Source organism: Fodinicurvata sp. EGI_FJ10296, assembly GCF_040712075.1.
Lineage (GTDB): Bacteria > Pseudomonadota > Alphaproteobacteria > DSM-16000 > Inquilinaceae > JBFCVL01.
The window spans coordinates 505823-517011 of the sequence record NZ_JBFCVL010000005.1; the positions used below are offsets into that span (position 1 = coordinate 505823).

General features: G+C 62.7%; 11 protein-coding genes and 1 tRNA gene. 6 read left to right on the plus strand and 6 right to left on the minus strand.

Going from position 1 to position 11189, the window contains the following annotated elements; genetic code table 11:
• Positions 1-14 precede the first annotated feature (14 nt).
• Positions 15-245 carry a hypothetical protein gene (locus ABZ728_RS13745; RefSeq protein ID WP_366656745.1) on the minus strand — a complete coding sequence of 77 codons (231 nt, stop codon included), beginning with the start codon at positions 243-245 and terminating at the stop codon, positions 15-17.
• A 269-nt stretch (positions 246-514) separates the two neighbouring features.
• On the opposite strand from ABZ728_RS13745, the gene ABZ728_RS13750 reads away from it, so the two are divergent.
• Positions 515-589, plus strand: a tRNA-Thr gene (locus ABZ728_RS13750).
• Positions 590-887: 298 nt separating this feature from the next.
• On the opposite strand, the gene ABZ728_RS13755 is transcribed toward ABZ728_RS13750, so the two are convergent.
• Positions 888-1658: a glucose 1-dehydrogenase gene (locus ABZ728_RS13755; RefSeq protein WP_366656746.1), complete on the minus strand. Its 771-nt coding sequence runs from the start codon at positions 1656-1658 to the stop codon at positions 888-890.
• A 178-nt stretch (positions 1659-1836) separates the two neighbouring features.
• On the opposite strand from ABZ728_RS13755, the gene acsA reads away from it, so the two are divergent.
• Genes acsA through ABZ728_RS13780 form a run of 5 tightly spaced genes read left to right on the plus strand, consistent with a single transcriptional unit; the run spans position 1837 to position 7112 of the window.
• Positions 1837-3588, plus strand: coding sequence for an acetate--CoA ligase (gene acsA, locus ABZ728_RS13760; protein ID WP_366656747.1), 1752 nt, complete (start codon positions 1837-1839; stop codon positions 3586-3588).
• Positions 3588-4571, plus strand: coding sequence for a pyruvate dehydrogenase (acetyl-transferring) E1 component subunit alpha (gene pdhA, locus ABZ728_RS13765; RefSeq protein WP_366656748.1), 984 nt, complete (start codon positions 3588-3590; stop codon positions 4569-4571). The genes acsA and pdhA overlap by 1 nt, the downstream gene beginning before the upstream one ends.
• Positions 4572-5558 (plus strand): alpha-ketoacid dehydrogenase subunit beta, encoded by a 987-nt coding sequence (locus ABZ728_RS13770; RefSeq protein ID WP_366656749.1) that lies wholly within the window; start codon positions 4572-4574, stop codon positions 5556-5558. It abuts the gene before it with no gap.
• Positions 5548-6870, plus strand: coding sequence for a dihydrolipoamide acetyltransferase family protein (locus tag ABZ728_RS13775; protein WP_366656750.1), 1323 nt, complete (start codon positions 5548-5550; stop codon positions 6868-6870). Before ABZ728_RS13770 ends, ABZ728_RS13775 begins: the two co-directional genes overlap by 11 nt.
• Positions 6867-7112, plus strand: a complete 246-nt coding sequence (locus tag ABZ728_RS13780; protein ID WP_366656752.1) for an acyl carrier protein — start codon at positions 6867-6869, stop codon at positions 7110-7112. Before ABZ728_RS13775 ends, ABZ728_RS13780 begins: the two co-directional genes overlap by 4 nt.
• Before the next feature lie 76 nt (positions 7113-7188).
• Here ABZ728_RS13780 and ABZ728_RS13785 read toward each other — a convergent pair whose 3' ends face one another.
• The 4 genes from ABZ728_RS13785 to ABZ728_RS13800 form a co-directional block, all read right to left on the minus strand.
• Positions 7189-7899 carry an ATP-binding cassette domain-containing protein gene (locus ABZ728_RS13785; RefSeq protein ID WP_366656753.1) on the minus strand — a complete coding sequence of 237 codons (711 nt, stop codon included), beginning with the start codon at positions 7897-7899 and terminating at the stop codon, positions 7189-7191.
• Positions 7900-7910: 11 nt separating this feature from the next.
• Positions 7911-9083: an FtsX-like permease family protein gene (locus tag ABZ728_RS13790; RefSeq protein ID WP_366656754.1), complete on the minus strand. Its 1173-nt coding sequence runs from the start codon at positions 9081-9083 to the stop codon at positions 7911-7913.
• Complete coding sequence (locus ABZ728_RS13795) at positions 9080-10327, minus strand: HlyD family efflux transporter periplasmic adaptor subunit (protein ID WP_366656755.1); 1248 nt, start codon at positions 10325-10327, stop codon at positions 9080-9082. The genes ABZ728_RS13790 and ABZ728_RS13795 overlap by 4 nt, the downstream gene beginning before the upstream one ends.
• A gap of 220 nt (positions 10328-10547) precedes the next feature.
• A complete protein-coding gene (locus ABZ728_RS13800; protein ID WP_366656756.1) occupies positions 10548-10862 on the minus strand; it encodes a hypothetical protein in 315 nt (104 codons plus the stop codon).
• Between the last annotated feature and the right edge of the window lie 327 nt (positions 10863-11189).

Consider the following 11189-nt stretch of genomic DNA (forward strand, 5'->3'; position numbering starts at 1 on the left):
TTCTCCATATGCTCTTACTGGTTGGGATCGCCGGAATTCGGATTACTGGCGGATCCCGGTTCCTTGTTCGTGCCGCCGTCGTCCGGTCCACCGGATTCCGACCCGCGATCTGCCCGTGCGCCGTTCGTTGCCGTGCTGCGCCGGGCCCGCTGCTGGCTTTTGCGCCGGGCGAGATTGGCCCGCAATGCGGCGGCTTCGCGGGTTTCCCGATCGCCGGACCCACCGGATGCGCGCGATGATGCCATGACCCTCTCCGTCGCCGAAAATAACGCCATCCGTAACGGCGCTCGTTCGCGCGTAACGGATAGCGTAACCGGTATGGTCGTGCGACGTAAAATTGTCCATAGCGGGGCAGATACGCGATGAGCAATAGACCGAAAAAACGGTTGAGTCCCGGGTCATCAAAGTCCTTGCCCCCCGGCACAAGCTGTGGCAGTTTCCGCGCGCATTGGGACGCGGCCCTGCGGGGCCGGGCGTCGGAAGTTTCTTCGCCCCGTCGTAATCTTGATACGGCGCTGCTGTAGCTCAGGGGTAGAGCACTCCCTTGGTAAGGGAGAGGTCGTGGGTTCGATTCCCCCCAGCAGCACCATTTATCCGTAAAAATCAGACTATAAGAATGGCCGACGTGTCCGCCATCCCGGCGCTCGTGCGGAGTCAGTGTGCCACCGATATGACCCATCCCAACGCTTCTACGGATCGCAAAAGCGGGTTCCCGAAGGCCGGGTCGGACAGACTTCGGTGGAACTGCGGGTTATCAGGCAAGACATCCCCGGCACGCTCATACAGGGCATAGGCTGCCGAATGACCCGCCATCAAACCTCCGACACCCCCATCGACACCGTCGCAAGCGAGACCGGTTACACCGAGCCGGCCGCCATCCACCGATACTATTGGGCGGTATAGCCGCCGTCGACGACCAGCTCGCTTCCCGTCACGAATTTCGATTCATCCGACGCCAGATAAAGGATCGCATTGGCGATATCGTCCGGTTCGCCAATGTGGCCAATGGGATGGAGTGAATTCAGATACCGGCGGCCTTCTTCGACGTCGCCCTGGGATTTCAGGAAATTTTCCACCATCGGCGTCCAGATATATCCGGGGTGAACCGAATTCACCCGAATATTATAGCCCGCTTTGCCGCAATGCAGCGCGGCGGACTTGGTGAATATCCGAACGCCGCCTTTGCTGGCGTTATAGGCGGCAAGATTGGGATCGCCGACCAGCCCCTCGATCGACGACAGGTTGATGATCGACCCGCCGCCGGACGTCTTCATCGCGGCGATGGCGTGTTTCGTGCCAAGGAACACACCGTCGAGATTGATCGACATGAGCCGGCGCCAATCTTCCAGCGTGGTCTCTTCTACGGACCCCGAAAGGGCAACGCCGGCGTTATTGACCAGCACATCGAGCTTCCCGGCCATCGCCAGCGCTTGTGACAGAGCCGCGTCCCATCCTTCCTCCGTCGCCACATCGTGCTCGACAAAGTAGGCTTTGCCACCCTCATCGGTGATGGCCTTGACGACCGCCTTGCCCTCCTCAACCTGAATATCGCTCGCGATGATCGTTGCGCCTTCGCGAGCAAGCATTAAGGCCGCCGCCCGGCCGAGACCCAACGCCGCACCGGTCACCATTGCAACTTTACCAGATACACGACCCATCATCCTGCTCCTCAAATATGTCTGACCTGAATTCTGAGCGTGCGGCGGTGGCCCTGCATTGAGCCAGATCAAACAGCGTTAACCTTGATCTGCATCAATGCGCATGACGTCTCCGCCGCTAGACTCGATTTGCCAGCGTGCGGGAATGGGCGGTTTGGTGCTGTGGGGAGTACGATAAATGGAATACCCACCGATCGTGAAATCGCTACGGCCGGGCGAGGTCGAACCGAACCTCCGGCACTACGAGGAATCCTGCGAGACCTTTGACTGGGATGCCGCCCGCGATATGCTGGACGGCCTGCCCGATGAACGCGGCCTCAATATCGCTCACGAAGCCGTGGACCGTCATGCGAACGGAGAGTTGGCCGAGCGCATCGCCATGCGCTGGCTCGGAAAGGACGGCGAACGCCGCGACATCACCTACGCCGAGCTTCGCGACCAGACCAACCGCTTCGCCAATGTGTTGGCAACCCTCGGCGTCGGCAAGGGCGATCGGGTATTCGTCCTGGCAGGGCGCATACCGGAACTTTACATTGCTGCCTTGGGCTGCCTGAAGGCGGGTTGCGTCTTCTGCCCGCTTTTTTCGGCGTTCGGCCCGGAACCGATCAAAGCGCGCATGACCATCGGCGACGGCAAGGTCCTCGTCACGACCGCCGCGCTCTACCGTCGCAAAGTGGCCGGCATTCGCCCTGAACTTCCCTCATTGAAGCACGTCATCGTCGCCGGCGGCGACACGCCGGAGAATACGCTTGCCTTCGGTGAATTGATGGAGGCCGCCTCCCCGGCCTTCACGATCCCGCCGACCGACCCGGAGGATCCGGCACTCCTGCACTTTACCAGCGGGACCACCGGTCGGCCCAAAGGCGCCGCGCACGTCCATCAGGCGGTGGTAATGCACCACATCACCGGCAGGCTGGCACTGGACCTGCATGATCGCGACGTCTTCTGGTGCACGGCTGACCCCGGATGGGTGACCGGCACGTCCTATGGCATCATCGCACCGCTGACCAACGGGGTGACGATGATCGTCGACGAGGCCGAGTTCGACGCCGATCGTTGGTATCGCATCCTTCAGGATCAAGCGGTCACCGTCTGGTACACGGCGCCAACGGCAATTCGGATGCTGATGAAAGTCGGCGTCGAGGCCATGCGCAACGCCGATCTGAGCCGGCTGCGCTTCATGTGCAGCGTCGGAGAGCCCCTGAACCCCGAGGCCGTCGTATGGAGCGTCAAGGCATTCGGGATGCCGTTTCACGATAACTGGTGGCAGACCGAAACCGGCGGCATCATGATCGCAAACTATGCGGACATGGACGTTCGACCCGGATCGATGGGCAAGCCCTTGCCCGGCATCCAGGCTGGTGTCGTTCGCCGCAATGACGACGGCACGATCACTGAAATCACCGATCCGGGCGTCGAGGGTGAGCTTGCCTTGCGTGCGGGCTGGCCGTCGATGTTCCGCGCCTACCTCAACGAGGAAGAGCGTTACCGAAAATGTTTTGCTGACGGCTGGTATCTGAGCGGGGACCTCGCAAGGCGGGACAGCGATGGCTACTACTGGTTCGTTGGCCGATCCGACGACGTCATCAAGTCCGCCGGGCATCTCATCGGCCCCTTCGAAGTCGAAAGCGTCCTTATGGAACACCCGGCCGTCGCCGAAGCCGCCGTGATCGGAAAACCCGACCCGGTGGCCATGGAAACGGTCAAGGCCTTCGTCAGCCTGAAGCCCGGCTACAAGCCGGACGAGGCGTTGCGGCGCGACCTGATGGGGCACGCACGCAAACGGTTGGGTCCGGCTGTTTCGCCCAGGGAAATAGACTTTGTGGCGAGCGTTCCCAAGACCCGCAGCGGCAAGATCATGCGCCGCTTGCTGAAAGCAAGGGAACTGGGGCTGCCGGAAGGCGATACGTCCACCCTGGAGGACAGCTGATGAGCGAGAAAATCCATCTGGATCACGACCACGCTCATCATCTGATGAAAGCCATGCTGCGCATACGCCGGTTCGAGGAGAAATGCGCGGAATTATACAGCGGCGGGAAGATCCGCGGTTTCCTGCATCTCTATATCGGCGAGGAAGCCGTAGCGGTTGGCGTCATGGAAGCCATCGGGCCTCAGGATACCGTGGTCGCGACCTATCGCGAGCACGGCCAGGCCCTGGCCCGGGGCGTTCCCATGACCGCGGTAATGGCCGAGATGTATGGCAAGGTCGAAGGCTGCTGTCGCGGGCGGGGCGGTTCGATGCACATTTTCGACCGCGAACGGCAATTCCTGGGCGGGAACGCCATCGTTGCGGGCGGTCTGCCGGTGGCCGTCGGATTGGCGATGGCCCACAAGCAACTGGGCCGGAACGCCATTGCCGTCTGCTTTTTCGGCGATGGGGCCGTTGCCGAGGGCGAATTTCACGAAAGCATGAATCTGGCTTCGCTTTGGGATCTGCCGGTCTTGTTCGTCTGTGAAAACAATCTCTATGCCATGGGGTCGGCGATCGAGCGGGTACAGGCCGAACCGGAGCTTCACAAGAAGGCGGCGGGATACGCCATGGTTGCCGAACGTGTTGACGGCATGGATGTGATCGCCGTCGAAGCGGCGGCCCGACGCGCGGCCGAAACAGTCCGGACGTCCGGAAAACCATATTTCCTGGAATGCCGGACCTATAGATTCCGCGCCCATTCCATGTTCGATCCGGAACTCTATCGAGAAAAGGCCGAGGTCGAGGTCCACCGGCAGCGGGATCCACTGACGGTGTTTCCGGCTTTCATGAAGGAATGCCATCTGGCCAACGACGATGACATCGCCCGCTTTGAGGATGAAGTTGCCCGCGAACTCGATGAAGCCGTGGCCTTCGCCGAAGCCGGCCATTGGGAACCGATTGCGGATCTTGCCCGAGATTTGTACCGGCGGGAGACCTTGTGAATGAACGAACGCCGGATCACCTATCGCGAAGCCCTGCGTGAAGGGCTGCTGGAAGCGCTGCGCACCGATGAACGCGTCTTGCTGATCGGCGAGGATGTCGGACGTTACGGCGGGACTTACGCGGTCAGCAAAGGCTTTTTCGATATGTTCGGAGCCGACCGGATCAGAGACGCCCCGTTGTCGGAATCCGGCTTCGTCGGGGCGGGTATTGGGGCCGCCATCGGCGGGCTGAGACCGATCGTGGAGATCATGACGGTAAACTTCAGCCTTCTGGCGCTGGATCAGATCGTCAACAACGCAGCAACCCTTCTTCATATGTCGGGCGGACAATACAATGTTCCGGTCGTCATCCGGATGACGACCGGCGCCGGCCGGCAATTGGCCGCGCAGCATTCCCACAGTCTGGAAGGATGGTTCGCGCATATTCCGGGGCTGCGCATCGTCACGCCGGCGACACTGGAAGACGCCCGCGGCATGCTCTGGACGGCGTTGGATGACCCGGACCCGGTCCTGATTTTCGAACATGCCATGCTGTTGAACCGGGAAGACGCCATCGATGACGAAGTCGGCGCCGTCGATCTCGACCATGCCGTCATCCGGCGGCCCGGTAGGGATGTTTCGCTGATCACCTATGGTGGCATGCTGTTCAAATGCCTGGATGCGGCGGATATTCTTTTCAACGAGGGTATTGACGCCGAAGTGCTGGATTTGCGTAGCCTGCGGCCACTCGACGAATCCGCCATCATCGCGTCGGTTCGCCGAACCGGCCGGGCTGTCATCGTCGATGAAGGATGGCGAAGCGGCAGTCTTGCCGGTGAGATCAGCGCCCGGCTGATGGAACAGGCCTTCTACGACCTGGCATGCCCGGTGGCGCGGGTTTGCACCGCAGAAATTCCCATTCCCTATCCGACCCATCTCGAACAGGCCGCACTGCCTCAGATCGACGACATCGTCGCCGCCTGTCTGGAGATGTTCCATGACCAGTGAATTCCGTATGCCAACCCTGGGGGCAGATATGGAGGCGGGCACGCTGGTGGAATGGCTGAAAAATCCGGGCGACGCGGTCACCCATGGCGACATCGTAGCCGTGGTGGAAACCCAGAAAGGCGCGATCGAGATCGAGATTTTCGACGACGGCATTCTCGATTCCCTTTTGGTCGCGCCGGGTGAAACGGTCCCCGTCGGAACGCCATTGGCCCGTATCCGACAGGCGGACGAGGCACCCGCAAGCGAACCGGCCCCTGCTCATGCCCCGGCCCCGACCCCAACCCCGACCGTTAACGCAGGTGAAAAGCCCGCCTCACATCCCGCAGAGCCGCCCGCAAAGCCCCGGGAAAAGCCGCCGGAAAAGCCGCCGGAAAAGCCGCCGGAAAAGCCCCAGGCCGTGAGCGAAGATCGCCATCGCATCGATCGCCGGGAAAAGAGGCAACGGCCGAGTTCGGGACCCGTCGTTACGCCAGCGGCACGAATGCTCGCCCAACAGCATGGTTTGGATCCGAAGGAACTGAGGGGCAGCGGGCCGGGTGGGGCCATTCTGAAAGGCGATGTCGAAGCCGCCGTCACGGCCATCACCAAGGAAAGCGGATTAACCGCAACACCGGACACGGGATCAGCTGCTCCCGGCCCCACCGATCGCAAAACGGCCATGCGCCAGGCCATTTCGGCAGCCATGGCGCGGTCCAAGCGCGAGATCCCCCACTACTACCTGTCGACAACGATCGACATGTCGGCTTCGGTGCAGTGGCTAACGTCGGAAAACGATCGCCGCAGCGTGGCCGATCGGCTGTTACCCGCCGCCCTGCTCATGAAAGCGACGGCGCTGGCGCTGAAAAAGTTTCCCGATCTGAATGGGACCTACGGGCCGGAGGGGTTCGTGCCCGGTCAGACAGTGCATCTGGGATGGGCTATTGCGCTCCGTGGCGGCGGACTCATGGCGCCCGGGATCGCGACAGCGGATGAGAAGTCGCTCAGCGAGTTGATGGCGAGCCTTCGTGATCTGGTTCAACGCACACGACAGGGCGGTCTCAGAAGCTCGGAATTGTCTGCGCCGACCATTACCGTCACCAGCCTTGGTGACGTGGGCGTGGAAACCGTCTTCGGCGTTATCTTTCCGCCACAGGTTGCAATCGCCGGTTATGGCTCGATCGTTACCCGCCCCTGGGCAACGGGCGACACGGTCGTGACCCGGCCGACAATAACGGCATCGCTCTCCGCCGATCACCGCGTCAGCGACGGGCATCTGGGCGCAATGTTCCTCCAGACTGTCGATCGCCTCCTTCAGGAGCCGGAGAAATTATGAACACCGACACCAAAGCCACCGTTATGGATATCATCGCCGCTATCGCTCCCGATGCCGATCTCAATGAATTGGCGGGAGACCAGGATTTGCGTGAAGCCCTCGATATCGACTCGATGGACCATCTGAACATCATCATCGCCATCCACGACAGATTCGGTATCGAGATTCCAGAGCGTGATTACGGTAAACTCGTCACGGTCGATCAGCTTCTGACTTACATCGAAAGCAAACGCGCCAACTGAACGCAGCAAGCCCGCATCGGGGATGACATGCTGGACTTTCGCAACGAATTTGGGCCCCCACGCATGAGCGCCGTGGTCATGTCGTGCGACCGTCTCTGCCTCCCGTAACCCGGACGATCCGGCCATCCTCCAGGGTCAGAATATGGTCCGCCCCTTCGAGGATGCGATTGTCATGCGTCACGAGCAAGGTCGCAGTGCCCCGCTCAGCGCCAAGGCGCTTGAGCAGATCGACCACATTGGCGGCGCTGTCCTTGTCGAGCGCAGCCGTCGGCTCATCGGCCAGAACCATGGTGGGGTTGCCGACCAGCGCACGCGCTACCGCGACGCGCTGCTTCTGCCCGCCGGACAGGTTGGCGGGCCGATAGTCGAGCCTGTCGGAGAGACCAACCAGGGCGAGCGCCCGGGCCGCCGCCCGCTGCGCCAGCTCGTCCGGCACACCGGGACGGACCTGCACCCCCATGATGACGTTCTGCAACGCCGTCAGACTTTCATGCAGGTTGTGGGACTGAAAGATGAAGCCGAGCTTTTGTCGAAGCGAAATCAGTTCCGCTTCGCCCGCGCCGTTCAGTTCGTGCCCCATCAACCGCACCGACCCGTCCTGCACCGAGCGCAGGCAGCCGATCAGTGTCAGCAACGTGGTTTTCCCTGATCCGGATGGCCCCATCAGCGCGGTAAAGCTTCCGCGTTGCAGCGTCAGGTTGACGTCGAAAAGGGCCTGCTTGCGCGCATCGCCCGTGCCGAACCAGTGGTTCAGCCCGCGCGCCTCGACGATCATTTCACTGGGCAAGGCTTCCTCGCTCAAAACAAGTCAGCCGGGTCAGCCGCCGCGAGCCGTCGCGTGGCGATGACGCCGGAGAGGACCGAAAACACCACCGTCCCGACAAAGACCGTGACGGCCATGCCCGGCGTCATTGCCAGCGGCAGGGTCGTGACGTTGGCCATCAGTGTCAGGATCGCCGTTCCTACCGCCAGTCCGGGCAGAAAGCCCAGCAGGCCCAGCACTATCGCCTCTTCAACGACAATTCCCAGGAAGAAGCGCGGACCGTACCCCATCGCCTTGAACGTGGCGTATTCGCGCAGGTGGTCAGCCACATCGGCGGACAGAACCTGATAGACGATCACCAGCCCCACCAGCACGCCAATAAGAACGCCAAAGCCGAAGATCACGCCGGTGGGGCGCTGCGTCTGCTGATAGCGCAGATCCTCCTGCGCGGCCTCGGCGTAGCTGCGGATGCGCAGGGTCTTGTCGGAAATCAGGCCGCGCAGTCGATCCGCCACGACCGCAACATCGGCGCCGGGGCGAACGCGCAGCAGGATATGATCCGGCGCGGCGGAAACGCGGGACGCGAACAGGGATAGAAACGTCTGGTCGGAGACGAACATGAAGCCATCCCCGCCGAAACCGCCGCCACCGGCGAACGTGGTCGGCGCTGTCACCGTGCGCCCTTGCGTCTCGAAGGTCAGCGGCGTCTGCGGTCGGATCGCGGCGGCGTCATCCCGCGACAGGCCCCGCGCCAGCCGATCGACGATGGCGACGTCCTGAACCTGCAAATGCCCGATGTCGGCAGCGATTTCCGGTGCAATGAAATCCACCTGGCCCGGATCGACGCCAAAAGTCGTCAGAGCAATATCGAATCCGTCCCGGTCCCACGACGCGTTGCCGACGAACAGCCCCATACCGGCTGTCACGTCGCTGTCGGCAAAGGCCTGCAACATCCATTGCCGCGCGACATTGCCACCTTCCGCCAGCGCGTTCGCATCCGCTGCGGAAATCATGATATCGGCGTTGAAAAACTCGTAGGGGCGCAGCGTCGCGGTTGCCATTGAATTCATGATGCCGAGCTGGACGAAAACCAGCACATTGGCGAAGGCCACGCCCGCCAGCGCGGCCATGAACCGCCCGCGCTTGTGGGTCAGTTGCAGCCAGCCGATCGGCAGGCGGCGGAAGATCACCTGCAACAGACGGCTCATCGCGTGATCCGCTCCGGCGCGCCGGTGTCGATCCGGGCGACGGCCTCAAGCCCCACATAACGCGCTGCAAGGTTCGAGGACTCCGCATCGAGCGCGACCAGAACCCGGATGACCCGTGCGTCGGAGTTGGCGGCCGCGTCGTCTGAGATCAGGCCCTGCCGTCCCACCGTCAGCCCGATGCTCTCCACCGTGCCGCGGAGGCCGTGCGCCAGAGCCCTGGCCGCCAGTTCAACCGGCTGGCCGACAGCCACCGCGCTGACCCGATCCTGCCATATTTCGACCTCGGCCATCATGGTGTCGGTGTCGCCCATCTCCATTATCCCTTCGGCGGATGGCCGCTGTCCCGGCGTGACGTGGATATCCAGGATCGTGCCATCAATGGGCGCGCGCACCTCGGACCGGTCCAGATCCATGCGCGCCCGGGCCAGTTCCGCCTCGGCGGCGGAGACGTTGCGGGAGGCAACGACGACGTCGGGCTGATCTTCGAGCCGTGCTCCGGCGGCAAAACGTTCAAGCGTCGCCTCGGTCCGCTGTACGGCAAGATTGGCTTCCTCCGCTGCCGCTCGGACGGCATCCAGCGTGGCGATGCTGGTTGCGCCGCGCCCGGCCAGATCTTCGGTTCGGGCGAGAGTGGTCGCGGCCTCACGGGCGGCGGCGCGGGCCTGATCGAGCGTGGCCTGCGCTTCGGCCCTGCTGGCCGTTACGGCGCTGCGGGTCTGTTCCAGCGTCGCCTGCCGCACGGCAAGATTGGCCTCCGCCGTCAGCACCGCGCCTTCCAGCGCCTGCCGATTGTCCAGCAGCGCGACCGTCGTGCCGCGCGCCACGCCGTCCCCCACCGAAACGAGAATCTCGGCCACCCGCGCATCGCTGGCGCCATAGGGGGCGGCAACGGTGGCGACGTCGCCGCGCGGCATCAGGCGTGCGAGCCCCACCACATCCGACGGCAGCAGGGTTTCGGCCATCTGCTCCGGCACCTCGATCTCCGGCGGCAACGCGATCGGGTTGATCGTCCCTCCGCCGGGGTGCAGACCGGTCAGCGCATAGAACGTCTGCAGTGCCGGTGGCTGGAAATACATCCCGATCACCGCGCCGGAAAACATGAATACCGGGATCAGCAGAACCAGCAGATAACGCTTGCGGAACCAGCGCCGCCCTGGCGACCGGGGCCGGGGTCCCGTTCGGGGGCCGGATGCGTCCTGCCGATCGAGATCAAGCGGCAGTGTCTTGTCACCTGTCTCTGTCATCCCTGGTCCCGTTGGTCTGCTAAGACCGCATGACGGCCTGGCCATACGACTCGGCTGGTTGAAAAAGGCAAACGACGTCGAGGGTCTACGATGACGTCGAGGGTCTACGATTATGTCCGCAAGGAAAAGAACCAAGATCGCACCGAAAGCCAATCTGCCAGGCGTCGCCCGGTTCGAGCGAGAGACAAGGCAGGAACGGTTGCGCCGCCGCATTGACGGATCAGGGAAAGAGGCTCCCGGTCTTTGGGTTGACCCTGCGGTGAGCAGTTTTGTGCGGCTTCGATACGGTCGATGCCTTGCGGCCGCCGCGCCTGACATGCGCGCGCAGCGAGGCCCGCTGATAGCTGCCGGTTACCGAGTCCGGAAACAGTGGCAGCAGGACAGCCGTTGCAGCGCCGACCAGCAGTCCGGCCCAGATCGGCACACGCGGCGGCTGGCCCTGACGGTTGCCAATAAAAAGTACGGCGAAACTTGCCCATGCCCCGATAAAAAGCTGTCCCGAAGTGATGACCGGCAGGTCGGGCAGCCAGGGCATGGTGCGCCATGCGTCGCTCAGGAAAACAAGCACCGGCGGGGTGACATAGGCCCCCCGGAACGCCGGTCAGGATTACGTTGAACGCCGACAGTCTCGGCTTGGGGGCACGCGCCCGCAGCATGATCGCGGCCAGGGACGTCAGGATGCCAACGAACACAGCGCCGGAAAGCAGCTCCGGCATGGATCGCCCTCGATCGCCGGACGCGACGCTGCGCCCAACCTGAGATTAGAGGTGGTTCGGTTTGTTTGAACAGGTTCTGTACTGCCGTTAAGTGGATTCCTGCCTCGGTTAAGCCGCCATCGGGGTTGATGGCAGCGCATTGAAAT

What these genes read in the sequence shown, in the direction of transcription:
- ABZ728_RS13745 (WP_366656745.1), bottom strand. Translation starts at nt 245, where the DNA reads ATGGCATCATCGCGCGCATCCGGTGGGTCCGGCGATCGGGAAACCCGC.
- ABZ728_RS13755 (WP_366656746.1), bottom strand. Translation starts at nt 1,658, where the DNA reads ATGGGTCGTGTATCTGGTAAAGTTGCAATGGTGACCGGTGCGGCGTTG.
- acsA (WP_366656747.1), top strand. Translation starts at nt 1,837, where the DNA reads ATGGAATACCCACCGATCGTGAAATCGCTACGGCCGGGCGAGGTCGAA.
- pdhA (WP_366656748.1), top strand. Translation starts at nt 3,588, where the DNA reads ATGAGCGAGAAAATCCATCTGGATCACGACCACGCTCATCATCTGATG.
- ABZ728_RS13770 (WP_366656749.1), top strand. Translation starts at nt 4,572, where the DNA reads ATGAACGAACGCCGGATCACCTATCGCGAAGCCCTGCGTGAAGGGCTG.
- ABZ728_RS13775 (WP_366656750.1), top strand. Translation starts at nt 5,548, where the DNA reads ATGACCAGTGAATTCCGTATGCCAACCCTGGGGGCAGATATGGAGGCG.
- ABZ728_RS13780 (WP_366656752.1), top strand. Translation starts at nt 6,867, where the DNA reads ATGAACACCGACACCAAAGCCACCGTTATGGATATCATCGCCGCTATC.
- ABZ728_RS13790 (WP_366656754.1), bottom strand. Translation starts at nt 9,083, where the DNA reads ATGAGCCGTCTGTTGCAGGTGATCTTCCGCCGCCTGCCGATCGGCTGG.
- ABZ728_RS13795 (WP_366656755.1), bottom strand. Translation starts at nt 10,327, where the DNA reads ATGACAGAGACAGGTGACAAGACACTGCCGCTTGATCTCGATCGGCAG.
- ABZ728_RS13800 (WP_366656756.1), bottom strand. Translation starts at nt 10,862, where the DNA reads ATGCCCTGGCTGCCCGACCTGCCGGTCATCACTTCGGGACAGCTTTTT.